The following is a 26233-nucleotide window of genomic DNA, read 5'->3' as shown; positions in this document are numbered from 1 at the left end:
CTTGCAACGCGGCTGCAACCCGCTGTACTCGTCCCAACCCGCATCCCCATGCCAAAGACGGCGCAAAAAAAAGAAGCCCGAAGGCTTCTTTATGTCTGCATGGCTGCGATTACACCAGGGGTTCCTGATCCGCACCTTCCTTTTCCACCACAGGCGGCAGCATGTGCTCCCGCTTGACTCCGAGCAGCATGGCCCAGGCGCTGGCGATATAGATGGACGAATAGGTACCGAACCCGATGCCCAGCAGCAGCGCGGTGGCAAAGCCGTGGATCAGTGCGCCGCCCTTCATGAACAGCGCCACCACCACCACCAGGGTGGTGGCCGATGTGATCAGGGTTCGGCTCAGGGTGTCGGTAATGGCTTCGTCAAACACTCGGGCCGTGGTGGCCTCGCGCACGCGGCGAAAGTTTTCCCGCACCCGGTCAAACACCACTATGGTGTCGTTGAGGGAGTAACCCACCACGGTCAGCAACGCCGCCACTATGGTGAGGTCCACCTCGATCTGCAGCCAGGAAAACACCCCCAGGGTGATGATCACATCGTGGGCCAGTGACAGCACGGCGCCGGACGCCAGCCGCCACTCAAAGCGCATGCCCACGTAAATGAGGATACACAGTAGCGCCACCAGAATGGCTAGGCCGCCCTGCTCCGCCAGCTCCTTGCCGATGGACGGGCCGACAAACTCCAGCCGCTTCATCTCGGCGTCCGCCGACAGCTGCTGCATGGCGGCCATCACCGCATCGCCCTGCTGCTGCACATCGGCGCCTTCCTGGGGCGGCATGCGGATCAGCAGATCCCGGCTGGTACCAAAATGCTGCACGGTGGCGCCGGCCAGACCGGCGCCGTCCAGCTGCTCACGTACGCCGTCCAGCTCCACCGCCTGCTCAAAGGCCACTTCCACGACGGTGCCACCGGTAAAATCCAGGCCCCAGTTCAGGCCCCGAGTGGCCAGGCTGAAAAAGCACAGGCCAATCAGCACCAGCGACAGCACGGTAGCGCCCTTGGAGAAACGCATAAAGGGCAGCGGCTCTTTGGTCTTGAGGATTTCAAACATCGCTCAGTCTCCTCATATCGACAGCTTCTTGAGGCGCTTGCCGCCCCAGAGCAGGTTGACCAGGGCCCGGGTTCCGACAATGGCGGTAAACATGGAGGCCAGGATGCCGATCATCAGGGTAACGGCAAAGCCCTTGATGGGCCCGGTGCCGACCGCGAACAGAATGATGGCGGTAATAAAGGTGGTGATGTTGGCATCGGTAATGGTGCCAAAGGCCTTCTCATACCCCATGTGAATGGCCTGCTGAATGCTGCGCCCGTCCCGCAATTCCTCGCGAATACGCTCGAAGATCAGCACGTTGGCATCCACCGACATGCCGATGGTGAGCACGATACCGGCAATGCCCGGCAGCGTCATGGTCGCCCCCGGCACCATGGACATGACCCCGATAATGATCACCAGGTTGGCCAGCAATGCCAGGTTGGCCACCAGGCCGAACTTGCGATAGTAGATGCTCATAAACAGCACCACCGCCAGCAGGCCGTAGATCATGGCCAGCAGGCCGTTTTCCACGTTCTGCTGCCCCAGGCTCGGCCCTATTGTGCGCTCTTCCACAATCTGAATGGGCGCAATCAGGGCGCCGGCACGCAGCAGCAGTGCCAGGTTCTGGGCCTCGGCCATGGAGTCGATGCCGGTAATGCGGAAGCTGCGGCCCAGTCGGGACTGAATGGTGGCCACGTTGATCACTTCCTGCTCCTTGCGCAGGGTCGGCTTGCCATCGGCGCTGGGCTTGTCACCGGGTTTGTACTCGGTAAAGACGGTGGCCATGGCCCGTCCCACGTTGTCCTTGGTGAAGTCGGCCATGCGGCTGCCACCGGGGGCATCCAGGCTGATGTTCACCTGGGGACGGCTGAACTCGTCCATGCCGGAGTTGGCATCGACAATGTGCTCACCGGTGAGGATCACCCGCTTTTGCAGCACCACGGCGCGCCCATCGCGATCCGTGAACAGCTCGGAGCCCGGGGGCACCCTGCCCGCCGCCGCGGCGGCGGCATCGGCCCGTTCATCCACCAGGCGGAATTCCAGGGTGGCGGTGGCACCAAGAATTTCCTTGGCGCGGGCGGTGTCCTGAATGCCGGGCAGTTGCACCACGATGCGGTCGGCGCCCTGGCGCTGAACCAGTGGCTCGGCCACGCCCAGCTCATTGACCCGGTTGCGAATAATGGTGATGTTTTGCTGCAGGGCGTATTCCTTTACTTCCTTCAGCCGCTGCTCGCTCATGACCGCAAACAGGCCGTAGCTGTCGCCGGTGTCCCTGGTGGTAAACACCAGATCCGTGTTGCGATTGCGCAAATGGCTGATGGCCTTGTCACGGGTCTCAACGTCCCGGAACACCACCAGGGTGCCGCCGTCCCGGCTCAGTACGCCGGAATAGCGCAGCCGCTCCTGGCGCAGTTCGGTACGAAAGTCCTGTACCGTCTGCTCCTGCACTCGGTTCAGGGCCTCGGCCATGTCCACTTCCATCAGGAAATGCACGCCGCCGCGCAGATCCAGGCCCAGTTTGAGCGGACCGGCGCCGATGGCTTCCAGCCAGGCGGGGGTGGACGGGGCCAGGTTGAGGGCGGTGACGTAGTCGTCACCCAGGGTTTCGGCGACCAGGTCCTTGCCCCTGAGCTGATCGTCGGTATTGCGGAAACGGATAAGAAGCTGGTCGTTTTCCAGGGCGGCGCTTTTTACCTCGATGCCAGCCTGATTGAGGCTGCTTTGGGCCTTGACCAGTACCTCGGCAGAAACCTGGGTTCCACGGCTGCCGGACACCTGAAGCGCCGGATCTTCACCAAACAGGTTGGGTGCTGCATAAAGAAAACTGATGGTGATCACCAGGATCACCATCAAGTATTTCCACAGCGGATATCGATTTAACACGCTGTGCTCCTCGACAGGAAAGAATTAGAGGGACTGAATGGAGCCCTTGGGCAGGACGGCGGTGATGAAGTCCTTCTTGATGGTCACCTGGCTTTGCTCGCTCAGGCTCAGTACCACATAGTCGTTGTCGGTAGAGATCTTGGCAATCTTGCCCACCAGGCCACCGTTGGTCAGCACCTCGTCACCCTTGCTCAGGGAAGACATCAGGTTTTTATGCTCTTTGACCCGCTTGGACTGGGGACGGAAGATCATGAAATAGAAGATCAGGCCGAACACGACCAGCATGATGATCATTTCCATACCGCCACCGGCGGCACCGCCACCCTGGGCGTGAGCACTGGAGATAATATCCATTCTTGCAGTTTCCTCGTTATGGTTAAAAGCCGTTATTCACTCGTGGATGCTGGCTGACCCAGCGGCGGCACGGGTTTGCCCTGCCGACGATAGAACTCTGCCACAAAGTCATCTAATTTACCCTGCTCAATGGCGCCGCGTAAACCTTCCATCACCCGCTGGTAGTAACGCAGGTTGTGAATGGTGTTTAAACGCGCACCCAGAATCTCGTTGCATTTGTCCAGGTGATACAGATAGGCGCGGGAGTAATTTTTGCAGGTATAGCAATCGCAATCGGCGTCCAGCGGGCCGGTATCGGTCTTGTGTTTGGCGTTGCGAATCTTGACCACGCCGTCGGTGGTGAACAGGTGGCCGTTACGGGCGTTGCGGGTGGGCATCACGCAGTCAAACATGTCGATACCCCGGCGCACGCCTTCCACCAGATCTTCCGGCTTGCCCACGCCCATCAGGTAACGGGGCTTGTCTTCGGGAATTTTCGGACAGGTATGCTCCAGCACCTTGTGCATCTCGTGCTTGGGCTCACCCACCGCCAGGCCGCCCACGGCATAACCGTCAAAGCCAATGTCGAGCAGGCCTTCCAGAGACTGATCCCGCAGATCTTCGTAAACGCTGCCCTGAATAATGCCAAACAGGGCGTTCTTGTTGCCCTGCTTGTCGAAATGATCCCGGGAACGCTTGGCCCAGCGCAGGGACATTTCCATGGACTTCTTGGCTTCTTCCCAGGTGGCCGGGTACGGGGTGCACTCGTCCATGATCATCACGATGTCGGAGCCCAGATCGTACTGGATCTCCATGGACACTTCGGGGGAAAGGAAAATCTTGTCGCCGTTCACCGGATTGCGGAAATGCACGCCTTCCTCGGTGATCTTGCGAATGTCCCCCAGGCTGAATACCTGAAAGCCGCCGGAGTCGGTGAGAATGGGTCCCTGCCAGTTCATAAAGTCGTGCAGATCGCCGTGCATTTTCATCACTTCCTGGCCGGGACGAATCCACAGGTGAAAGGTGTTGCCCAGCAGAATATGGGCGCCGGTGGCGGCCACTTCTTCGGGCGTCATGCCCTTGACGGTGCCATAGGTGCCCACGGGCATAAAGGCCGGGGTTTCCACCACGCCCCGGTCAAAGATCAGCCGACCGCGGCGGGCGCGTCCGTCTGTGGTATCCAGTTCAAATTTCATTCTTTACCTCACTGGCCGGAGAAACAGTCCGACCCTATTTGTAAACAAGTGAGGGGTGGGTCGTGAGGAGTGAGGTGAAAAACCAACGTCTTATGCTTTGTCCCTCACACCTCACACCTTACCCCTCACGTTTATTTATCACTTGATCTGTCTGGTAATAAACATGGCATCGCCGTAACTGAAGAAACGGTAACGCTCGGCCACCGCCTGACGGTAGGCCTCCATAATGTGGTCCTGACCGGCAAAGGCGCTGACCAGCATGATCAGGGTCGACTCCGGCAGGTGAAAGTTGGTAACCATGGCGTCCACCAGCTGAAAGCGGTAACCGGGGTAGATAAAGATGTCGGTGTCGCCATAAAAAGGCGCCAGCGGCTCGCCTTTGGCGAGGCTGGCCTGAGCCGCGCTTTCGAGCGACCGTACCGAGGTGGTGCCCACCGCAATCACCCGGCCGCCACGGGCCCGGGTCGCCTCGATTTGCGCCACTACCTCGGCAGGCACTTCGATGTATTCGGCATGCATTTTGTGCTCAAGCACATTGTCGACCCGCACCGGCTGAAAGGTGCCCGCGCCCACGTGCAGGGTAATAAAGGCAAGCTCGGCGCCCTTGGCGCGAATGGCGTTCAGCAGCGGCTCGTCGAAGTGCAGGCCGGCGGTGGGTGCCGCCACTGCGCCGGGCTTTTCGTTGTAGACGGTCTGGTAGCGTTCCTTGTCGGCGTCGGTGTCGGGCCGATCGATATAGGGCGGCAGCGGCATGTGCCCCACCGCTTCAAGGATCTCCAGCACGCTACGGTCGTCGTTGAACTCGATTTCAAACAGGGCATCGTGGCGGGCCACCATGGTGGCGTGAACGTCGGGCTCAAGAATAAGCTCGGTGCCGGGTTTGGGCGACTTGGAGGAACGCACATGGGCCAGCACCCGTTTGTCGTCAAGCATGCGTTCCACCAGCACTTCCAGCTTGCCACCGCTGGCCTTGCGGCCGAACAGCCGGGCCGGAATGACCCGAGTGTTATTGAACACCAGCAGGTCGCCGGGATTGATCAGGTCCAGAATGTCGCCAAAGCGGCCGTGCACCAGGTTCCCGGTATTGCCGTCCAGCTGCAACAGCCGGCTGGCGGTGCGCTCGGGCATGGGGTGGCGGGCAATGAGTTCATCGGGAAGTTCAAAGGAAAAATCTTGGACCTGCATAACTACCTCTGTATAAGACGAGCGCTAGTCTAGTGAGCGCACCTGAAGGGATCAAGGCAATTCGACGTTGAAGCAATTTCGACCCCGCAGCGAAAGTGAGCCATGATTGCCTCACCCATGATCCTGGTCAGGTTACCGACGCACCGTGTTGGGCTATCTTGATATAAAAAGAGGAGAACCATCATGCCGGCCATTGTTTCCGAAATAATGTCATCCCGCGTTCTGGGGCTGCCTCCTTCCGCCACCCTGGCCGAAGCCCGCACCCTGATGCAGCGCCATCATATTCGCCACCTGCCGGTGCTGGAGCAGGATCGGCTGGTTGGCCTGGTCAGCCAGCGGGACATTCTCGCCGCTCAGGAGTCCAGCCTGGAGCAGGGCCGCAACGGCCAGTTCCTTGAACACCACATGCTGTCGGAAATCATGAAAACCGGTGTCACCACCGTCAGCCCCCGGGCCGGCATTCGCGAGGCGGCGCTGTACCTGCAAAAGCACAAATACGGCTGCCTGCCGGTGGTGGACAAGGGCAGGCTGGTGGGCATCGTCACCGACAGCGATTTTGTGGCGGTGGCCATTCACCTGCTGGAGGTGCTCGACAATCAACTGGACGAGCAGGATGACGAGCTCGACGCCGGCGAGGTGGATGAACTGCAGGCCGAGACCGACGGCGCCGAATACCGGGACGACTCCCCCAACTAAATGAATTACCTGGCTCACCTGCACCTGGCCGAACTCAGCCACACCAGCCTGGCCGGCGCCCTGCTGGGGGAATATGCCCGAGGCGCGGTGGATACGTCCCTGCCCGCCTCATTGCAGATTGGCATTATACTGCACCGGCGCATCGACAGCTTTACCGATGCCCACGCGCTGCACGCGGTCAGGGTGCGCGCCCTGCCGCCGCCCTTTCGTCGCTTTGGCGGCATTATCACCGACATGATGTTCGATCATTTTCTGGCCCGGCACTGGTCCCGCTACCATGCGCTGCCCCTTGACGAGTTTGTCCGACAGGCCCACGAACGGTTGACGCCCGACCGGCACTGGCCCGAGGCCATGGTGCGGCTGGTGGCCGGACTAAAGCAAAGTGGCATGCTCGCCCGCTACCGGGACTTTGACGCCCTGCTCGGCGCTCTGGCACGCATTGACCAGCGCTTTAAACGACCTACTCCCCTGCCCCGGTGCCGGCCGCTGCTGGAGCAGCATTACGGCGACATGGAAACCGCCTTCCTTCACTTTTATCCCGAGCTGGAAGCGTTTGTTCTCGACCAGGCCCGGGGGTTGGCGGGGTAAAAGCGCTCGGGCTGCACCGGCTGGCGGCTAAAAAACCGCGTATTCTTGCAGGGCAGCTTCATAAAGCCCCCCACCCCCGTGTCGGTGATCAGCGGAATATGCGCGACAATTTGCGCCAGCAGGGCGGCGAATTCGGCCTCGGCGGCCACATCCAGCAGCCGGTAGTAGCTGTGCAACTTGAGATGATCGGACGTCACTTCAAAAATAATGCAGCCGCTGTGGTGAATGTGGTTGAGCCTGGCTATTACCGCCATGATCTCCTCGGGCAGCACCAGTTGCTCATCCGGATCACGACCGTCTTCAAAATAGGAGTGAGGCTGGCGATCGGCCCCGGTGTCGGGGCTGTCCGCCAGCCGGTAGGGAATACGCATGGCCGGCGCCGGCATAAAGGGCTGAGCAGGCCCGCTGCGGCTTAAATGCAGGGTGTTGCGCGCGTTGAACAAGCACGCCTTGAACACGCCGTTTTTGGTAATGGCCCGGGCCAGGGCAACCACATTGTTAACCGCCACACCAAAGGCTGGCAGCAGCGCCTTGTCATAGAGATTGAGGCTGGAGTCGATGTCCACGCCGCCGTCGTGCCAGTGAATGGCCAGGCCACCCATCACCGGGTAGCGCCCCAACCGGCCGACCGCCGCCACAAAGGCCTTTTCGGTCTCCCCCATGCCTTCGAGGTATTGTTTGTAATAGCGCTCCAGCTGGGCATCGGCAACCTGTTGTATGTCTTCTCGTTCGCTGTGCTCACGGAGAAAGGACTTGCGTGACGAATACACCACGGTGTCGATGTCCCACGTTCCCGAGCCGGGCCACACCGGCAATTGCGGCTTGTCGTCAAACAGGGGCAGCTCGGGCAGCACCAGTTGTTTAAGCCGGGGCATGGCCGCCATCCAATAGTCCCCGGCCCGGCGGCGACGCTCGGGATCGTCGTCCAGCAGGGCATCGAGCAGCCGGGCGAACTCTAGTGGCAGGCCCAGGCTGGCGGCGGGCATGGCCTTACGGCCAAAGCGACAGCCCTGGCCCGAGGCCAGCGCGTACAGGGTGCCGGCCACTCCTTGCTCGTCAAAGCGGGGGCTCGACAGCGCCCCGGCCAGCTGTTCGGGCCCGATAAAATAAACATCCCCCATGCGGGCGTTGGACTGCTGCAAATCTCCCGACAGCAGCGCCAACCCGCCGGCCCCGGCCCAGTGGCCATCGGCATCCTGCTGGGCAAACACCGACGAGCCCCAGTCCACCAGGCTGATACGCCCACTGCCGGGGTCATACATGATGTTGGACGGCTTGATATCGCCGTGCACCACGGGCGCCGGTTCACCGTCCCGCGTCTGTCGGCGCAGGGCCTGCAGAATGTCCGCCAGCTGGGCGGCAATGTCGATCACTTCACGGGCCGAAAGGCGACCCCGGCGCAGGCTGTAGTGCTCCAGATCTTCCCCCGGCGCCCGACTCATCAGCAAAATGCCCTGACGGCCGCGCAGGGCATAGGCCAGGTATTCAGGGATCAGCGGATGCCGCACGCAGGACAACATATAGGCCTCGTCGGCCAGCCGTTCGCGCACCGCTTCGGGCAAATCGAGTCGGGAAAACTTGAACGCCACCTGCTCGCCCCGTTCGCCGGTGCCGGCAAAGGTAAAGCCGTATACTCCCTTGCCCGCCAGGATGATGTCGCGGTAGCCGAGCTTTTCCAGCTCGGCGATGCACAGGGCAATCCAGTCCTTCAGCTTTTGCGCATCGTTGGCGCTCAGCAAATAGATGGACTGCTCTTCGGGAATGTAAAAGTTGCCCAGAACGTCCATGGCGGCGTCAGGCGGGCATCAGTGCAGCCGGGCCAGCATGCGCCCGGGCTGTTCCAGGTAGCCCTGCCAGCAGCGGTTGAAGCGGGCCAGGGTGGCGCCGTCGATCACTCGGTGATCCGCCGACCAGCACACCGTCATCAACTGCCGAGCCACCACCCGGTCCTGCTCATCGAACCGGGGCAACCGTTGCAACCGCCCCAGGGCGGCAATGGCGAGCTGAGGCGGAGTGACGATGGGGGTGGAGACGGTACCGCCCAGCACGCCGATATTGGACAGGCTGATGGTGGCGCCGGCGAGCTCGGCCTGAGACAGGCTACCGGCCCTGGCCGCCTCGGTCAGCCGGGTCAGTTCACGCGCCAGCGTCAACAACGACTTGTCTTCACAGTGGTGCAGCACCGGCACCAGCAGGCCGGTTGGAGTGTCCACTGCCACCCCCACATGATGACCGTCTTCATACACCAGGGTGCGGCCATCGCCTTCAAGCCGGGCACCGAGCAGCGGAAAGTCAGACAGCGCCAGCGACAGCGCCTTGATAAAAAACGGCAACAGCGTCAGTTTGACCCCATCGCGCTCAAACTCCGGCGTCAGCCGGTATTTGAGCGCGAGCAGCTCGTCCAGGCAAAACTCCTCGCAATAGGTAAAGCGGGGAACGGTGAGGCTGTCGGTCATGTGCCGGGCCATGGCGGCGCGCACACCGCTCAGGGGCTCGCGCCAGGCCGATTCGGTCCGCGACGGCGCGCCTTGGGCCGCCAGCCAGGCCTCCACATCTTCCTTGTAGACCCGGCCCTTATCGCCGGAACCCGGCACCTGCGCCAGATCCACATTATGCTCCCGGGCCAGCCGACGCACCGCCGGACTGGCCACGGCCCGGTTGCCGGCCGCAAAGGCTTTCTCAGGAGACTCGGCATGGCAAGTCGCTTCGCCGAAGGCCCCGGCACCCGGGGACCTCTCGCCTTCGCTGGTCTCGGCGTTTTCCGTCGCCTCATTCTGCTGCGAGTCGCTTCGAGGGACGCTTGCGGTGGCCTCATCATCTGCCAGCGTCATTTCAAACAGCGGCGCATCCACCCTGGCCATGTCCCCCTTTTTTACATACAAGCGAGAGATGGTGCCGGCGTGCACCGCCGGAATCTGCACCAGCGCCTTGTCGGTCATCACATCGCAAATGGCCTGATCTTCTTCCACCCGATCACCCTCGGCCACCAGCCACTCCACCAGTTCGCACTCCACTATGCCCTCGCCGATATCCGGCAGCAGAAAGTCCTTTTTCATGTGCGCTCCTAAAAATTCATGGTGGCGTTAATGGCGTCGAAAATCCGATGCTGATCGGGCATGTACCGCTTTTCCAGCGCCAGCGGAAAGGGAGTGTCGAGGCCGCACACTCGAGCGATGGGGCTTTCCAGATACAGAAAGCAGCGCTCTTGTACAGTGGCGGCAATCTCTGCGCCAAAGCCACCGGTCAGGGGCGCCTCATGGCTGATCAGCAACCGCCCGGTCTTGAGCACGGATTCCACCACAGTGTCTTCATCCCAGGGCAGCAGGCTCTGCAGATCGATCACCTCACAGGAAATGCCCGCATTGTCGGCCAGATCCGCCGCCTTCAGCAGGTAGTCCATCTGGGCTCCCCAGGCCAGCAGGGTGATATCCGAGCCTTCCCGCACTACCTCGGCCCTATCCAGGGGCAGCTGGTAATAGCCTTCGTCCACCTCGGCCACCGCCGCCCGGTACAGCCGCTTGGGTTCAAAAAAGATCACCGGATCCGGGCAGGCGATGGCCGCCAGCAGCAGCCCTTTGGCCTGCACCGGTCCTCGGGGCACCACCACCCGCAACCCCGGGGTATGTACAAAATACGCTTCCGGCGACTGGCTGTGATAATGGCCCCCGGCAATGCCGCCGCCGTAGGGCGTACGCACCACCAGGCCGCCCACGTTGAACTGGTTGCCGGAGCGATAGCGGAACTTGGCGGTTTCATTGACCAGTTGATCAAAGGCGGGAAAGATGTAATCGGCGAACTGAATTTCCGCCACCGGCTTCAATCCTTTTGCCGCCAGGCCGTTGGCAAAGCCGACAATGCCCTGCTCGGTGAGCGGAGTATTGAAGCAACGATCTTCGCCATATTTGTCCTGCAGGCCACTGGTGGCTCGAAACACGCCGCCAAAGTGGCCCACGTCCTCGCCAAAGCACAGCACGCTGGCATCCCGCTCCATGGCCAGGGTCAGCGCCTGATTGACCGCCTGCAACAGGTTCATCTGCTTCATGCGTCCTCCCCTTGCCGGCCACTCGAAGGATGTTTCAGCCCGGCCAACTGACGCTCAAGGTGGCGCGGCACCGCCGCATAAACGTCTTCCACCAGGCTCTCCAGCGCGGGCTTGGCCCGCTGCTCGGCCTGTTTCATGGCCTCCAGGATCTGCCGGCGCAACTCATCACGGTGACGGCGATCATCATCCTCATTCAGCCAGCCCTGATGCTGCAGCCACAGGCGGTAGCGACCAATGGGATCCCGCTTGCGCCAGCGCTCCTCTTCGGCCTGAGAGCGGTAGCCGCTGGGATCGTCCGATGATGAATGGGCCCCCAGCCGGTAGGACATGGCTTCAATCAGCATTGGTTGGGGATCGTCCAGCATCAGTTGCCGAGCCTGACGGGTGGCCTCAAACACCGCCAGGGTGTCGGCGCCGTCCACCCGCAGGGTACGAATGCCGTAGCCCACGGCGCGACTGGCGATGCCGTCACCTACAAACTGTTCGCTGGCCGGCGTGGAAATGGCGTAGCCATTGTTGCGGCAAAAAAAGATCACCGGGGTTTTCAGCACCGCCGCCATGTTCAGGCCGGCGTGAAAGTCCCCTTCCGAGGCCGCCCCTTCCCCGAAGTAGCACAGGGTGATGGCGGACTCACCGGCCAGTCGCTGGCCATAGGCCACCCCGGTGGCCTGGGGAATTTGCGTGGCCAGGGGGGAGGAAATGGTCATGAAGTTGAGCTCACGACAGCCGTAGTGCACCGGCATCTGCCGGCCCTTGCCCAGATCGTCCTCATTGGAAAACAGCTGGCTCATGAATTGCGCCAGGGTAAAACCCCGGTGCAGCAGGGCGCCCTGCTCCCGGTACTGGGCCAGGATCATGTCTTCCGGTGCCAGCGCCGCCGCACTGGCCACCGCCTGGGCTTCCTCCCCCAGGCTTTGCAGGTAAAAGCTGATACGGCCCTGGCGCTGGGCCGCCAGCATGCGCTCATCCAGCAGTCGAGTGGCCACCATGCTGTGGTACATGGCCAGCGCCTGCTCCTTGTCGAGTTCAGGCGCAATAGCATCGGCATAGAGGTGGCCGTCGTCCTTTAACAGCCGAAAGGTGGGAATGGTCAGGCCGTGGCCGTCCACGAACCGGATCCGGTGCACCAGGGTAATGGTGGCGTTATTGGGATTGGTCATGCCGCCCTCGCAGTCCAGACTGGAACCTCGAGGCTAATTCTAGTCGTTTTTGCATGGGCGGCCCGATATGACACCAATCCGGCCGCTCAGTAACCGGCATGCCCGGGCTCAGGTTTTCAGGCGCCCCAGCTCCTGCTTGAGCCCCCCGGACAGGCCACTCAAGCGCTGACCGTGCTGTCCCACCGACTCGGCAAGATCGGCCAGTTGCGCCGCTGCCTCACCCAGTCTGGTCAGGTTGCGGTTAATGTCGCTTGAAACCGCGCTTTGCTCTTCAGCCGAGGTCGCCATCTGGGTAACGTGATCACTGATGGTCTGGATCAATGTTGTTACCCCGGAAAGATCCTGGTAAGCCTCTTTCGACTGCGCCGAGGTGTGTTCGGCCCGCGCCGCTCCCTGCTCCATGATCTGCACGGTATCACCCACCTGCCGGTTGAGCCTCTCAATCAACTCGGCGATATCATCGGTGGACTGACGGGTCTTGGCCGCCAGTGCCCGCACCTCGTCGGCCACCACCGCAAAGCCCCGGCCCTGTTCGCCAGCCCGGGCCGCTTCGATGGCGGCATTGAGCGCCAGCAGGTTGGTCTGCTCGGCAATGGCCCGTATGACATCGAGAATGCTGTTGATGGCCTCACTGCGTTCCGCCACCTGGTTCACCGCTTGGGCCGCAGCCAGCACCTCGACGGCCAGCTGGCCGATGTCATCCACAGTGCCGGCCAGTCGCCCCTGAGTGCCCTGCAGGGCCTGATTGGCCTGCCCCGCCTCGATCGCCGCCTGCTCGGAGAAACGGGCCACCTCGGCGGAGGCCACACTCATCTCGTTCATGGCGGTCACCACCGACTCCAACTCCCGGTTCTGCCGGGTCACCTGCTGATGCATGTCGCCGGCCAGCCGGGCGCCGTTATCGGATTCCCGCCCCACCTCCTGACCGGTCAGCTTGAGCCTGAGCACCAGCTGACGCAGGGTCTCGATGAAACCGTTAAAGCCGCCAGACAAGGCGATCAGTTCCCGATGAGTGTCTATCTGTACGGTTCGGGTCAAGTCCCCCTCGGCACTGTTCAGGCTGCCAATCCGTTCGTTCATCAGGGTGAGCGGGCGGGTAATGGTACGTACCAACAGGACCATGGCGCCAATACCGGCAATCATGATCAGGCCTCCGGCCAACCACTGCTGATGGGTCAGCTCGCGCACACCGGCCGTCAGGTGCTGCTGAAGCAGGGCCACATCAGCCAGAGCCACCTCACGGGGCACCCGGATCAACAGCGACCAGTTCACCCCGGCTGCGGTGATCGGCATTTGATAAACGCCATACAGATAATCATCCCCCAGCGTACTCACCTCACCCCCGCTCAGGGCCAGCAAGCGCTGCGATGCGTTTCCTTCCATCACCTCGCTCAGCGGACGGCCCAGGCTGTCGGGCTGACGACTGGACGCCACCACCACCCCCTGGCTGCTGAGCAACAAGGCTTCAGCCTGACCATGGTAAAGGGAGTCGGCAAGTTGCATGATCTGCTGCTGAAACGCCGACAGATGAATGTCTGCCCCGCTCACACCACGAAACCGGCCTTCGGCGATAATGGGCACCGTTACACTGGTCATCAATTCACTGTGGCCAGGCTTAATCTCATACAAATACGGCTCCAGCAGGCAGGGTTGGCTAGTCTCCATCGGACACAGAAACCATTCGGCGTTGCGCTCTCCCCGTTCGTTGCGGCCGGTGTCGTGTTTCTCGGCGGCGTCGTCCACCCGCAATTGCTCCAGCGTACCATCCTGTTGACGTACCAAGTACACCTCCAAGCTGCCGGCACCGTTCACCGAATGGGTATAGCCATTCACATAGAGAGCATCCAGGCCATCATAGGCATTCGCCTCGAATTGACTGTAAATGGCACCGAGCTGAGGGTTGGCCATCAGCAACTGGCGGTTGATCGCCACCACCTGCTCCCGGCTGAGTTGATCCTGAGCAGGTCCCGAAATACTGGCGGCCAGCACCTGGGCCAGGGTCAGGGGGGTGCGAAAGCTGTCATTGATGAAGGCAGCCAGCCGGGTCCCCGCAGTGGCCGCCTGACTGCTGAGCTGCTGGCTGATTTCGGCTTGCAGCACCGTCGCGGCTTCCCGCCCGACGTCGCCGGCAGTCTGTTTCAAAAAGTGGTTCACGACACTGTTTAGGATCAGCACGCAAAGCAACAACAGCAGGCCGGTGGTCACAAACAACTTGGCCGACAGGGCGGTTTTTTTAATGTGAAGCATGATAGTAAAGGATCCTTCCGAGCAACCGCCAATACCATTATGGCAAGGGATGCCCTCCATTCATGTTACCGATAAAGAGGTATGACTAATGCGTACGGTCAGTAAGAATGACTCGATGCAGTATCCATGTAGTGCTGAAGTGGAATATCGGCAGTGTTACCTTTTACTTAACACCTGTTAATAAAAACACATAAAAAAGGCAGCCTCAAGGGCTGCCGAAAAACGAGATAGGTATTGCGATGGTTTATTGTTATGGGGTCAACCGGGCTCAGATATTGTCGAACTGACCCATGGTGTTGTCCTTGCCACCGGCCTTGAGCGCGGCCTCACCGGCGAAGAATTCCTTGTGGTCATCACCGATGTTGGAGCCGGCCATGTCCTGATGCTTGACGGTGGCGATGCCCTGACGAATTTCCTGGCGCTGAACACCCGCCACATAGGCCAGCATGCCTTCGTCGCCGAAGTAACCCTTGGCCAGATTGTCGGTGGACAGGGCCGCGGTGTGATAGGTCGGCAGGGTGATCAGGTGATGGAAAATGCCGGCTTCACGGGCGGCGTCACGCTGGAAGTTGCGAGTCCACTCGTCGGCCAGTTGCGCCAGCTCGGTGCTGTCGTAATCGGCGCTCATCAGGCGATCACGGTCGTAGGCGGACACGTCCTTGCCTTCGGCGGCCCAGGCATCGAACACCTGCTGACGGAAGTTCAGGGTCCAGTTGAAGGACGGGCTGTTGTTGTACACCAGCTTGGCATTGGGCACCACGGCGCGAATGCGGTCTACCATGCCCTTGATCTGGCCGATATGGGGCTTCTCGGTTTCAATCCACAGCAGATCGGCACCGTTTTGCAGGCTGGCGATACAGTCCATGACAACACGGTCTTCACCGGAGCCGGGCTTGAACTGGAACAGGCCGGAAGCTAGGCGCTTGGGACGAACCAGCTTGCCGTTTTGCTTGATCACCACGTCGCCGTTGGCGATGTCTGCCGCGCTTTCAATCACGTCGCCATCGATAAAGCTGTTGTATTGATCACCCAGATCGCCCGGCTCGTTGGTCACGGCAATCTGCTTGGTGAGGCCGGCACCCAGGGAGTCGGTACGGGCCACAATAACACCGTCGTCCACACCCAGCTCAAGAAAGGCCAGGCGTACGGCGTTGATCTTGGCCAGAAAGTCGGCATGAGGCACGGTCACTTTGCCATCCTGGTGACCGCACTGCTTCTCATCGGATACCTGATTTTCCAGCTGAATACAGCAGGCGCCGGCTTCGATCATTTTTCTGGCCAGCAGGTAGGTCGCTTCGGCGTTGCCAAAACCGGCATCAATGTCGGCAACAATGGGCACGATATGGGTTTCATGGTTGTCAATTTGGGCCAGTATTTCCTGGGCTTTGGCCTTGTCTCCGGCATTCTGAGCGTCTTCCAGTGAACGGAACAGATGGTTCAGCTCCCAGGAGTCGGCCTGGCGCAGGAAGGTGTACAGCTCTTCAATCAGGGCCGGTACAGAGGTCTTTTCGTGCATGGACTGATCCGGCAGTGGGCCGAACTCGGAGCGCAGGGCGGCAACCATCCAGCCGGAAAGGTAGAGATAGCGGCGCTTGGTGCTGCCAAAGTGTTTCTTGATGGAAATCAGCTTCTGCTGACCGATAAAGCCGTGCCAACAGCCCAGAGACTGGGTGTATTGCGCCGGATCCGCATCATAGGCGGCCATGTCTTCACGCATAATCTTGGCGGTGTATTTAGCGATATCAAGGCCGGTTTTGAATTGGTTCTGCACGCGCATGCGGGCGGCATGTTCGGGTTTGATGGTGCCCCAGCTCGGGTTCTGTTTGATGAGGGTGGCCAGTTTATCGATCTCGTTGGCGTATGGCATGGTTCCAGTCCTGTGTTGTTGGCGTCGAGCCATGGGCTCAATCGGTTATACATCCCTGTCAAACCAGCGTTGGCACCGCATTCGGCTGGCTCGGCAATCGGGTTCTTGTTGTTGTAGGGCGGCTCGGCCCGTTTCCGTTTGTTTGGCTTGTAGCGGCCAAAAGGCATTGCCGTACAAGACTCAGATTTTGTTTTGCGTTGCGGTGTGACTATTACGTTGCGCAAAAAAAAGCCCTAAATCAAGATCCAATTTAACTAAAACACAACATATGTCACATTCCACCCCTGGCCCAATAAAACGTTAAAAACTGGCTCACCCCCTTGAATAAAGGCACATCAAAAAAACCATAATCAAGGTCACAGTAGCGATAAATGTAATTAAATTACGTAAATTTAACACCAAAACCATAACAACCTTGGACCAACATCAAACAAAACCCTTTTCCTTACATACGCCACCTGACCGCGGTAAGCCGTGGGCTGAAGCCGGGCCCAGCGGGAACCAGTACAATTATCGACCAGTATTTTTGCGATCGCAAAAAATCATTCACTCCTACAGTACCCTCAACCACGGATTACCAGGAGTGTCGTTGTTTTGTCATTTTCATGATCGCCCCTGAACAGGGCACAGACAGGCGACAACTTCGCTCATTTAAGGCTGGGCTGCCGCCCTGGTCGGCCAGTCGAAGAGGAAGATTTTTTTGGCGGGTCGCGGCATTCCCGATATTTAAAATAGGAACCAACAATCAATTCAATAGAAACCAATGATTTTACCTAACAGTCTATTCTCCCTTACCATCAACGGCGTTCGAGACACACATTTACCGACAACACAAAAGGAGCTGTTATGGCCGTTTCCATCAATACCGAAATCAAACCCTTTACCGCCGATGCCTTTTATCAGGGCGAATTCGTCAAGGTGAGCGACGCCGATCTCAAGGGCAAATGGTCCGTGGTGTTCTTCTACCCGGCCGACTTCACCTTTGTGTGCCCCACCGAACTGGGCGATCTGGCGGATCACTATGCCGAGCTGCAGAAAATGGGCGTGGAAGTGTACTCGGTATCCACCGACACCCACTTTACCCACAAGGCCTGGCACGACAGCTCAGACACCATTGGCAAGATTCAGTACTACATGGTGGGCGACCAGACCGGCACCATCACCAACAACTTTGGTGTGATGCGTGAAGGTCAGGGCCTGGCCGACCGTGCCACCTTTATCATCGATCCCGAGGGCGTTATTCAGGCCATTGAAGTGACCGCCGAAGGCATTGGCCGCGATGCTTCTGACCTGGTGCGCAAGATCAAGGCCGCCCAGTATGTGGCCGCCCACCCGGGTGAAGTCTGCCCCGCCAAATGGCAGGAAGGCGAAGCCACCCTGGCCCCGTCCCTGGATCTGGTCGGCAAAATCTAAGTCAGGCTCCTGCCAACGGCCCGCCCCATGGCGGGCCGAATACTCCCTCCCCTGCTTTTATTGATTTCATTGCACAGGACACGACCATGTTAGATACCAATATCAAAAAACAACTGGACACCTATCTGCAGAACATTGTCTCGCCGATAGCCATCAGCGTGTCCGGTGACGACTCTGCAAAATCCAACGAATTACTGACGCTGGCGACCGAAATCAGCGAGCTCTCAAGCAAGATCACCCTTGAGCAGGCGACGGCCGACCGCAGTCCCAGCATGAGCGTGGCTCCCGCCGGGCAGGCACCACGGGTCAGCTTTGCCGGCATTCCCCTGGGCCATGAGTTCACTTCCCTGGTGCTGGCCCTGCTGCAGGCCGGCGGCCATCCGTCCAAGGCGGCGCCGGAGCTGCTGGAGCAGATCCGCAATCTCAAGGGTGAGTTTCATTTTGAAACCTATATTTCCCTGTCCTGCCAGAACTGTCCGGATGTGGTCCAGGCGCTGAACCTGATGGCGAACCTGAACCCCAACATCACCCATGTGATGATTGACGGCGCCCTGTTCCAGGATGAGGTTAACGAACGCCAGATCATGGCGGTGCCCGCGGTGTACCTGAACGGTGAACATTTCGGTCAGGGTCGCATGACCCTGGAAGAGATTGTCGGCAAACTCGATACCGGTGCCGCCGAGCGTCAGGCCGCCGAGCTCAACGAGCAGGATCCCTTTGACGTACTGGTGGTGGGTGGTGGCCCGGCCGGTGCCGCGGCGGCCATTTACGCCGCCCGCAAGGGCGTGCGCACGGCACTGGTGGCCGAACGCTTTGGCGGCCAGGTCATGGATACCGTTGGCATTGAGAATTTTATCTCCGTGCCCTATACCGAAGGCCCGAAACTGGCCGCCAGCCTGGAGCAACACGTCAAGGAGTACGATGTCGAGCTGGTGACCAACCAGCGCGCCGCCGGCATTCAACGGGGCGAGCTGATAGAAGTGCCGCTGGCCAGCGGTGCCGTGCTCAAAAGCAAGTCGGTCATACTCGCCACCGGTGCCCGCTGGCGCGAGCTGAACGTGCCCGGGGAAGCCGAGTACCGCACCAAGGGCGTGGCCTATTGCCCCCACTGCGACGGCCCCTTCTTCAAGGGCAAGCGCGTGGCCGTGGTCGGTGGTGGCAATTCAGGTATTGAGGCGGCCATCGATCTGGCGGGCATCGTCGAGCATGTGACCGTACTGGAATTTGCCGACACCCTGCGCGCCGACGAGGTGCTGCAACGCAAGGCTCGCTCCATGGGCAATATCGACATCATCATGAATGCCCAGACCAGCGAGGTGCTGGGGGATGGCAACAAGGTGACCGGCATGCAGTATACCGACAGGGTCAGCGGCGACAGCAAGCGCCTGGATGTGGCGGGTATCTTTGTGCAGATCGGCCTGGTACCCAACACCGAATTTCTGCAAGGCTCGGAAGTGGAGCTGAGCCGCACCGGCGAGGTGATCATTGACGCCCGTGGCGCCACCTCCATGACCGGGGTGTTCGCCGCCGGCGATGCCACGACCGTGCCCTACAAGCAGATCATCATCTCCATGGGAGCCGGTGCCACCGCCGCCCTGGGCGCCTTTGATCATCTGATCCGCTCATAAGCCCGTGAGGGGTGAGGAGTGAGGTGAAAAGCCTTGAACTCCTCCCCCTGACTCCTCACGATTTTTTATCCTTTCTGCAGCTGGGCCTTGAGGTTGGGCGGGGTGCCCTTGATGGTCAGGGTATCGGTAGCCGCATCATACTCAATGCGCTCACCCAGCAGTTTCTGATCAAAGCTGATGGTCAGCCCGCCCCCCGAGCCCACGTATTTGGTCAGGCCCTTGAGGGCCGAACGGTCTACCGGAAACCGCTCTTCCAGCGCATATTCCTCACTGACAAACTGATAAAAGTCGAGATCGTCATCGGCGCCCAGTTCTGCCGACAGCTCACGCAGCTCCAGCTCCTCACCTTCCTTCAGTTGCTCCCGGCAGTACTTGCTGATGGTCGCCTTGCTCTGCAGCTTTTCTTCCTGGCTGAGCTGGCGGGCATCGCAGTATTCGTCCACCGCCTTCATCAGGCCCTGGCTCTGGGCTTTGGGATCCATGCCCTCGACACAGGACAGAAAGTTGAGAAAGAAGTCCGATACCTTGCGTCCGGCCCGCCCCTTGATAAAGGAGAAATAACGTTTTGACTCCGGCCGGGTCTGCAGTTCGGTCAGATCCAGCCGCGCCGCCAGCTGCATGCGCCCCAGATCCAGATAACTGGCCCGGCTTACATCGAGCTGTTCGGTCACGGTCACACTGTCCTTGTTGTCGAGCAGGGCAATCAGCAGGTAATGGGCGCCCAGCCACTGGTAGCGCACAAACAACAGCACGCCCTCTTCCTGCATGTCCAGCCGGTTCAGCTCCGCCAGCAGCCGTTCGGCGGCCTGGTGCGAAAAGGCCGCAAAGCCCAGGCTTTGATCTTCCATGCGCCGCACCAGATCCCGAAAGCCGGTATCCTCGTCGCTGAAGTGGCCGAATACCTTGCCGGCCTTGGTGTTGTAGATATGATGCAGCTCGCCCATTAGCTCGGTCACGGCCGGTCCCGCGGCCAGTTCGTCGTCTCGCCGGGCGAGTGCAACCTGTCCCTGTTCATTCAAAAACAGGGAATGCACTATGATGTGTTCGATGTCCAGGCTCATGTCAGATTGCCATAGAGTTGCCGTTAGGGGTGGGGTATTATAGACACCCTGTTATCAAGTTAAATGATTGAACGCCCATGCCTGTGATTTCCAAGTACGACAAACAATTCGACCAACTGCTGAGCGAGCTGGAGGCGGTCATGGACAAGCACCAGGCGCCGGCGGATCTGCGCCTGATGGTACTGGGCAACCTGGCCACCCATGTGATCAATCATCAGGTGGCCCCCAGCCAGCGCAAGGCCATTGCCGACAAATTTGCCAGTGTGCTGACCTCCTCGGTCGACACCCAGAAAGGGGCGCATTAAGCGCCTTTTCCGTTCTCGCCAACAGCAACGTCATGGTTGAAACCGGTCCCCTTTATCGCGACAACGTCTCCCGGCTAATCGGCTGGGGTCACTGGTTCGTGTTTTTCAACATTCTGCTGGCCATGGCGGTGTCTACCCGCTATCTGTTTGCCGCCGGCCTGCCCGACAGCGCCCTTGGCATCGGCTATATGCTGGTGAGCTGGGTGGGACATTTCGCCTTCCTCACCTTTTGCACCTACCTGCTGACCCTGTTTCCGCTGACCTTTCTGGTGCCAAAGCTGCGGGCGGTGCAGCTAATGGGCGCGGGACTGGCCACCGGCGCCCTCACCCTGCTACTGGTGGACACTCAGGTCTTCAGCCTGTTCGGCTTTCACCTCAACCCCTCGGTGTGGCGGTTGTTGCTGGATCAGGCCCAGGCGGAAGGAGCGCCGGGCTGGGGCTGGCTGTTTGCCTGGGTCCCCTTGCTGTTTGTGGCCGAGCTGTGGCTGGCATCCTGGTTGTGGCGCTGGAGTCCGCGCCGCTCGCGCAGCCTGTCCCGGCCGCTGACCCTGCCCCTGCTGGTGTGTTTTTTCCTGACCCACAGCGTGCATATCTGGGCCGACGCCACCCTGTATACGCCCATTACCCTGCAAAAGGCCAACTTTCCCCTGTCCTACCCCATGACCGCCAAAAGCTTTTTGATAAAGCAGGGCTGGCTGGACGAAGAGGAATACCGGCAACGCTCGCAACAGCTGACCGGCAGCCCGCAACAACGGCTCAATTATCCGCTGCGTCCCCTGTCGGTGCAGCCCGCGGAGCAGGCTCCCAATATTTTACTGGTGGTGGCCGACGGCCTGCGTGCCGATCAGCTCGACGACATTACCATGCCCAACCTGAGCCGCTTTGCCGACCGCCACCTGCGCTTTGACAATCATCTCAGCGCCGGCAACCGGCCGGAGCCGGCGCTGTTCAGCCTGTTCTACAGCCTGCCAGCCCACTACCGGCAGGAGGCAGAGCTGGAGCGCAAGGCCCCGGTACTGATCGACGAACTGCAACGCCAGGACTACCGCCTGGGGCTTTTTGTCAGCGGGGGCACCGGCTCGGCCCTGTATCGGGATGCCATTTTCACCACCCTGCGCAGCCCGGGTGAACAGCCCGCCGTGGGCGGGGCCGAAGGCGATCGACTGGCGCTGGGGCGGTTTGCCGGCTGGCTGGCCGACGGGCAGGACGACCGGCCCTGGTTTTCCTTTGTCTATCTCGACGCCCTCAACGCCCTGTCGCTGCCCGATGGCATGAACGGGCCGTTTCAGCCGTCGCTGGAGCGGCTTAACCCGGCCGAACCCTATCGCAGCGAGCAGCACGATGCCCTGCTCAACCGTTACCGCAATGCCGCCTTTTACACGGATCAACTGCTGGGTGGGCTGCTTGGCCTGCTGCAGGGTGTGGAGCGGAATACCATAGTGGTGGTGACCTCGGGCCACGGCATGGAGTTCAACGACAACGGCAACAACACCTGGGGCTTTGGCAATGCCTATTCCCCAGCACAGCTACAGGTTCCCCTGGTGGTGGCCTGGCCCGGACGAGAAGCCCCCGAGCGCTTTGCCCACCCCACCAGCCACCTGGATCTGGCCCCCACCCTGCTGCAGCAGGCGCTGGGGGTGAACAGCCCGCTGCGCAGCTATGCCAGTGGCCAGTCACTGTTTACGGTGCGGGAAAGCCGCTGGCGACTGGCCTCGGATGAAGAGGAATATGCCATTTTCCAGGGCAGCGACATCACCCTGTTCAACCGCCAGGGCGATCTGCAACTGCTGGATGCCGGCAGTTACCGGGCGCGGGAGGAAGCCAACCCGGAGCTGACCCTGCTGATGCAGGTGATGAACGAGCTGAACCGGTTTCAGGGCAAATAACCGGGATTAGGGATTAGGGATTAGGGATTAGGGATTAGGGATTAGGGAATGGTTATTGAGTGCTGCTCCCAAGTCACCAGTCCCTAACCTTCGTTATTCGGTGTTCAGTCCAGAACCCGGCGGGCCTGCCAGTAACGGCTTTTCCAGTACACATTGTCGAGTCTGGAGATGGTCACCCCGACACTGGAAGAAGCATGGGCAAACTTGCCGTTGCCAATGTAAACGCCGTTGTGTTGCGTGCTGCGGCCGGTACGGAAGAACACCAGATCACCCGGACGCAGCTGCTCCCGCTCCACCTCGCGCCCCAGGTTTACCTGCTCGTATGTGCTGCGCGGCAGCTCCATGCCAAAGGCTTCCTGGTAGAGGGCCTGGGTAAAGGCAGAGCAGTCGATGCCGTCCGCCCCCTCACCGCCAAAGCGATAGGGCACGCCCCGCCAGCGCTGATAGACCTGATGCAGGTTGGTGAGGGTGGCCGCCGATCTGGCCGGTTTCATGGGCTCGGTACTGATGCTGTAAGTCAGGGAAGAAGACGGTTTTCTACCAGCCATCTTTTTACCTGACTTCTCATCCGGTGTGCTGCTGCACCCGGCCATCAGAAGCAGACTGCCGATAACAATGACTTTCTTTATCATATGGATAATGGCAACCAATTGATGAACTCAAAGATACTAGTCCAGAACCCCGGTATTTTGCAAAGCAGAAAATGAGTAAAAACAAGGATATTGGCGCCGAACTGCTGATTTGTGACGCATCGGCGATAAAAACACCATCAACTGCCTTAAAAACGCTCTCTTCCGCCGAACAGGAGCGCCTGGCGACCATGCAGCATTCCTTGCAGGCTCAGTTATTCCTGCTGGGCCGCTACCTGCTGCGCCATTGTCTGGGCGCGCGCCTGGGAGTGCCGCCGGCACGGCTCGACATTCGCCTGAACGACAAGGGCAAGCCCGCCCTGGTCGAGGGCGGCTGGCAGTTTAACCTGAGCCACAGCGGTCCGCTGCTGGCGCTGGCGTTCAGCCCCGTCGCGGCGGTGGGGGTAGATCTGGAAAGCCGGCGCCTGCCGCCCGATCGCATCGCCCGGCTGGCCCGGCGCTACCTGGCCGGCGACGAGCAAGCCTGGCTGGCCAGCAGCCGCAGTCCCGAAGCGGACTTTCAGCAACTGTGGACGGTCAAGGAAGCCGTGCTCAAGGCCGACGGCGGCGGCATTGCCCATAATCTGGATAAGGTAGTGTGGCAGCCCGGCGAGCCCCTCGCCCGCTTTCATAAACGTGCCTACCGGCTCTATCAGGGGCATGCGGCCGGCGCCAGCCTGACCCTGGCGGTGGCTGGCGAGACCGCCGGACTGCGCCTGCTGAGCCCGGCGGATTGCGCCCCTGAACTTGAAATAACGGGTCCGCAACCCAATCTAGCCATAAACCCCTAAAGAGGCTTCTCAATGTTCGTTGATATCACGGTAGAGAATTTTCAGCAGGCGCTGATCCAGGCGTCCATGAGCAAAACGGTGGTGATCTTTTTCCACGCCGATCAGGTGCCCGAGTGCCAGCCCATGCGCGCCCAGGTGGAGCAACTGATCGGTGCCGACAACGGTCAGGTGGATCTGGCCCGGGTGGATGTGGCCGACCCGCAGCTGCAAAGCCTCGCCATGCAGCTGGGCCTGCAGGCGCTGCCGGCCCTGGTGGCGTTCAAGGACGGCCAGCCGGTGGACATGCTGGAAGGCCCGCAGGACGATGCCGCCCTTAACACCTTCCTCAAGCCCTACCTGCCCGACGAGGCGGCACAGCTGCTGGATCAGGCCAAGCAAATGCTGGGCATGGATCCCCAGGCCGCCTATGGCCTGCTGCAACAGGCCCGGGTACTCAATGACAGCGCCGCCATTCGCCTGACCCTGGCCGAGACCGCCCTGGCCCTGAACAAGCTGGAAGAAACCCGGCAGTTGCTCGACACCATCGGCATGGCGGATCAGGACAGCCAGTACCAGCATGTGCTGGCCCGGCTGGAGCTGGCAGAAGAAGCCGCCGACAGCCCCGAGCTGCGCGAGCTGGAACAAAAGCTGGCCGCCACTCCCGACAGCCTGGAGTTAAAGGAAGAGCTGGCGGTGCAGTATTTTCAGGCCGGCCGTCAGGAAGAAGCGCTGCAGTTGCTGATCGAGATCCTGCAGCGGGATCTGTCCTTTGGCGAAGCCAAGAAGCACTTGCTGGATATGCTGACCAGCATGGGTGCCGATCCGGTGGCGTCCCGCTATCGCCGCAAGCTGTACAGCATGCTGTATTAAGCGGTGAAATGTGAGGGGAAAGGAGCGAAGAGTTCGTCTCCTCCCCCTCACTGTTCACCCCTCACCGGCGTTACCAGCTGGCGCCGATCACCAGCACTACCAGCAGCGGGCACACCAGCCGCACATACCAGGGCCAGATGCGCCAGAACAGGCTGTCGGACAGCGCCGGCGTCCCCTTCACCAGCTCGTCAAACAATTTGGCCCGCCCCCACATCCAGCCGCCCAGCACGCAGAAGCCCAGGCCCACCAGGGGCTGAATGTTCTGGGTGGACAGCCGTATCACAAAACCGAACAGGGTGCCGAAGTTCAGGCAGATCACCACACTGAACAACGCCAGGGCGCTGCCCAGCAGCCAGGTCATGCGCGGCCGCGAGGTGCCGAACCGCTCGGTGGCATAAGACACCGGCACCTCCAGCATGGAAATGGATGAAGTCAGCGCGGCAATGGCCATCAGCACAAAGAACACCAGTGCCATCAGCATGCCCACCGGGCCCATGCTGTCAAACAGCGCCGGCAACACCTGAAACACCAGGGTGTCGCTGCTCAGCAGGCTGCCGTCATCGGCATAGATGGTCACGCCGTGGTTCATGGCCACAAACATCGCCGGCAGGATCACCAGGCCCGCCAGAAAGGCCACCCCGGTATCGATCAGGGTCACCTGAAAGGCGGTGGTGGGAATGCTTTCCTGCCGGCTCAGGTAGGAGCCGTACATCAACATGGAACAGCCGCCGATGGTGAGGGAAAAAAACGCCTGCCCCATGGCGCTGATCAGCAGCTGGCCGTCCATCACCTTGCTGAAGTCGGGCACCAGGTAGTGGCGCAGCCCTTCCATGGCGCCGTCCTGAGTGAGGATATAGCCAAACAGCAGCACAAACAGCACAAACAGCGCCGGCATCAGCCGGGCCGACCAGCGCTCTATGCCCCGGCGCACCCCGGCCTGCACCACCAGAATGGTGAGCAGATAAAACACCAGGGTCCAGACGATATTGCGGCCCAGGCCAAAGGCCTCCAGCCACTCGGTGGCCGCCGGCCAGCCCAGCATGCGGGTGACGCTGGCGGCCAGAAAGGCCATCAGCCAGCCCGCCACTATGGCATAAAATGACAGCACCAGGCTCGGCACCAGCATGCCGGCATAACCCACCAGCCCCGCCAGGGACTGCTGCAACGGGCTTTTACCCAGTTTGCGTACCGCATCCACCGGGTTGGCCTGGCCATGGCGGCCGATGGCCACCTCCATCACCAGCATGGGAAAGGCCAGGGCAAACACCAGCACCAGATAGGTCACCAGAAAGGCGCCACCGCCGTTGCTGGCCGCCTGGGTGGGGAAGCCCCAGATGTTACCCAGGCCCACCGCCGCTCCCGCGGCCGCCATGATAAACCCGAAGCGGGAGGCGAAATGTTCTCTCACTTTGTATTCCTTGCTATTGATAACGATTG

At 60.5% G+C, this 26233-nt stretch carries 23 protein-coding genes; 8 read left to right on the top strand and 15 right to left on the bottom strand.

Annotated features, from left to right (window positions below):
- Nucleotides 1-109: 109 nt before the first annotated feature.
- From secF to queA, 5 genes are all read right to left on the bottom strand, one after another.
- Nucleotides 110-1054, bottom strand: a complete 945-nt coding sequence (gene secF / locus B6S08_RS10000; RefSeq protein ID WP_094200667.1) for a protein translocase subunit SecF — start codon at nucleotides 1052-1054, stop codon at nucleotides 110-112.
- A gap of 12 nt (nucleotides 1055-1066) precedes the next feature.
- Complete coding sequence (gene secD, locus B6S08_RS09995) at nucleotides 1067-2920, bottom strand: protein translocase subunit SecD (RefSeq protein WP_094200666.1); 1854 nt, start codon at nucleotides 2918-2920, stop codon at nucleotides 1067-1069.
- 24 nt (nucleotides 2921-2944) lie between these two features.
- The gene (gene yajC / locus B6S08_RS09990) at nucleotides 2945-3274 is read right to left on the bottom strand and encodes a preprotein translocase subunit YajC (protein ID WP_094200665.1); all 330 of its coding nucleotides are present in this window, start codon (nucleotides 3272-3274) and stop codon (nucleotides 2945-2947) included.
- Nucleotides 3275-3306: 32 nt separating this feature from the next.
- Nucleotides 3307-4449, bottom strand: coding sequence for a tRNA guanosine(34) transglycosylase Tgt (tgt, locus tag B6S08_RS09985; RefSeq protein ID WP_094200664.1), 1143 nt, complete (start codon nucleotides 4447-4449; stop codon nucleotides 3307-3309).
- Nucleotides 4450-4587: 138 nt separating this feature from the next.
- Entirely contained in the window at nucleotides 4588-5634 is a 1047-nt protein-coding gene (queA, locus tag B6S08_RS09980; protein WP_094200663.1) for a tRNA preQ1(34) S-adenosylmethionine ribosyltransferase-isomerase QueA, read from the bottom strand.
- Between the two features lie 183 nt (nucleotides 5635-5817).
- On the opposite strand from queA, the gene B6S08_RS09975 reads away from it, so the two are divergent.
- Together B6S08_RS09975 and B6S08_RS09970 are read left to right on the top strand one after the other, a co-directional pair.
- Nucleotides 5818-6330 carry a CBS domain-containing protein gene (locus tag B6S08_RS09975; protein ID WP_094200662.1) on the top strand — a complete coding sequence of 171 codons (513 nt, stop codon included), beginning with the start codon at nucleotides 5818-5820 and terminating at the stop codon, nucleotides 6328-6330.
- Nucleotides 6331-6918 (top strand): acyl carrier protein phosphodiesterase, encoded by a 588-nt coding sequence (locus B6S08_RS09970; RefSeq protein ID WP_094200661.1) that lies wholly within the window; start codon nucleotides 6331-6333, stop codon nucleotides 6916-6918.
- Here B6S08_RS09970 and B6S08_RS09965 read toward each other — a convergent pair.
- From B6S08_RS09965 to B6S08_RS09940, 6 genes are all read right to left on the bottom strand, one after another.
- Nucleotides 6864-8705, bottom strand: a complete 1842-nt coding sequence (locus B6S08_RS09965) for a protein kinase domain-containing protein (RefSeq protein ID WP_094200660.1) — start codon at nucleotides 8703-8705, stop codon at nucleotides 6864-6866. The two genes, B6S08_RS09970 and B6S08_RS09965, sit on opposite strands and share 55 nt — an antisense overlap.
- An 18-nt stretch (nucleotides 8706-8723) precedes the next feature.
- Nucleotides 8724-9974, bottom strand: a complete 1251-nt coding sequence (locus tag B6S08_RS09960; protein ID WP_094200659.1) for a 2-oxo acid dehydrogenase subunit E2 — start codon at nucleotides 9972-9974, stop codon at nucleotides 8724-8726.
- Between the two features lie 8 nt (nucleotides 9975-9982).
- Nucleotides 9983-10960 carry an alpha-ketoacid dehydrogenase subunit beta gene (locus B6S08_RS09955; protein WP_094200658.1) on the bottom strand — a complete coding sequence of 326 codons (978 nt, stop codon included), beginning with the start codon at nucleotides 10958-10960 and terminating at the stop codon, nucleotides 9983-9985.
- A complete protein-coding gene (locus B6S08_RS09950; RefSeq protein ID WP_094200657.1) occupies nucleotides 10957-12120 on the bottom strand; it encodes a thiamine pyrophosphate-dependent dehydrogenase E1 component subunit alpha in 1164 nt (387 codons plus the stop codon). The genes B6S08_RS09955 and B6S08_RS09950 overlap by 4 nt, the downstream gene beginning before the upstream one ends.
- 108 nt (nucleotides 12121-12228) lie before the next feature.
- Entirely contained in the window at nucleotides 12229-14367 is a 2139-nt protein-coding gene (locus B6S08_RS09945) for a methyl-accepting chemotaxis protein (protein ID WP_169716394.1), read from the bottom strand.
- A 268-nt stretch (nucleotides 14368-14635) separates the two neighbouring features.
- Nucleotides 14636-16234 (bottom strand): isocitrate lyase, encoded by a 1599-nt coding sequence (locus B6S08_RS09940; RefSeq protein ID WP_094200655.1) that lies wholly within the window; start codon nucleotides 16232-16234, stop codon nucleotides 14636-14638.
- An 846-nt stretch (nucleotides 16235-17080) separates the two neighbouring features.
- Here B6S08_RS09940 and ahpC point away from each other — a divergent pair.
- Both ahpC and ahpF read left to right on the top strand, forming a co-directional pair.
- Nucleotides 17081-17647: an alkyl hydroperoxide reductase subunit C gene (ahpC, locus tag B6S08_RS09935; RefSeq protein WP_094200654.1), complete on the top strand. Its 567-nt coding sequence runs from the start codon at nucleotides 17081-17083 to the stop codon at nucleotides 17645-17647.
- An 86-nt stretch (nucleotides 17648-17733) separates the two neighbouring features.
- On the top strand, nucleotides 17734-19275 hold the full coding sequence (gene ahpF / locus B6S08_RS09930) for an alkyl hydroperoxide reductase subunit F (protein ID WP_094200653.1): 1542 nt from the start codon (nucleotides 17734-17736) through the stop codon (nucleotides 19273-19275).
- Between the two features lie 65 nt (nucleotides 19276-19340).
- Here ahpF and yejK read toward each other — a convergent pair whose 3' ends face one another.
- Entirely contained in the window at nucleotides 19341-20336 is a 996-nt protein-coding gene (gene yejK, locus B6S08_RS09925) for a nucleoid-associated protein YejK (protein ID WP_094200652.1), read from the bottom strand.
- 77 nt (nucleotides 20337-20413) lie between these two features.
- Here yejK and B6S08_RS09920 point away from each other — a divergent pair, with 77 nt between their 5' ends.
- Nucleotides 20414-20641, top strand: coding sequence for a YejL family protein (locus tag B6S08_RS09920; RefSeq protein WP_094200651.1), 228 nt, complete (start codon nucleotides 20414-20416; stop codon nucleotides 20639-20641).
- 32 nt (nucleotides 20642-20673) lie between these two features.
- Nucleotides 20674-22527 carry a DUF3413 domain-containing protein gene (locus B6S08_RS09915; protein ID WP_094200650.1) on the top strand — a complete coding sequence of 618 codons (1854 nt, stop codon included), beginning with the start codon at nucleotides 20674-20676 and terminating at the stop codon, nucleotides 22525-22527.
- A 104-nt stretch (nucleotides 22528-22631) separates the two neighbouring features.
- On the opposite strand, the gene B6S08_RS09910 is transcribed toward B6S08_RS09915, so the two are convergent.
- Nucleotides 22632-23075: an NlpC/P60 family protein gene (locus tag B6S08_RS09910; RefSeq protein ID WP_094200649.1), complete on the bottom strand. Its 444-nt coding sequence runs from the start codon at nucleotides 23073-23075 to the stop codon at nucleotides 22632-22634.
- A gap of 16 nt (nucleotides 23076-23091) precedes the next feature.
- A complete protein-coding gene (locus B6S08_RS18415) occupies nucleotides 23092-23349 on the bottom strand; it encodes a hypothetical protein (protein ID WP_169716391.1) in 258 nt (85 codons plus the stop codon).
- On the opposite strand from B6S08_RS18415, the gene B6S08_RS09905 reads away from it, so the two are divergent.
- Together B6S08_RS09905 and B6S08_RS09900 are read left to right on the top strand one after the other, a co-directional pair.
- The gene (locus B6S08_RS09905; protein ID WP_245849848.1) at nucleotides 23348-23947 is read left to right on the top strand and encodes a 4'-phosphopantetheinyl transferase family protein; all 600 of its coding nucleotides are present in this window, start codon (nucleotides 23348-23350) and stop codon (nucleotides 23945-23947) included. The two genes, B6S08_RS18415 and B6S08_RS09905, sit on opposite strands and share 2 nt — an antisense overlap.
- A 12-nt stretch (nucleotides 23948-23959) precedes the next feature.
- Nucleotides 23960-24796 (top strand): tetratricopeptide repeat protein, encoded by an 837-nt coding sequence (locus B6S08_RS09900; RefSeq protein WP_094200647.1) that lies wholly within the window; start codon nucleotides 23960-23962, stop codon nucleotides 24794-24796.
- 70 nt (nucleotides 24797-24866) lie between these two features.
- On the opposite strand, the gene B6S08_RS09895 is transcribed toward B6S08_RS09900, so the two are convergent.
- The gene (locus B6S08_RS09895) at nucleotides 24867-26204 is read right to left on the bottom strand and encodes a sodium-dependent transporter (RefSeq protein ID WP_094200646.1); all 1338 of its coding nucleotides are present in this window, start codon (nucleotides 26202-26204) and stop codon (nucleotides 24867-24869) included.
- Nucleotides 26205-26233 lie beyond the last annotated feature (29 nt).

The sequence above is a fragment of the Oceanimonas doudoroffii genome (assembly GCF_002242685.1).
Classification (GTDB): Bacteria; Pseudomonadota; Gammaproteobacteria; order Enterobacterales; family Aeromonadaceae; genus Oceanimonas; species Oceanimonas doudoroffii.
The sequence above is the reverse complement of the archived record's forward strand: the minus strand, read 5'-3'. Positions and strand labels throughout refer to the sequence as shown.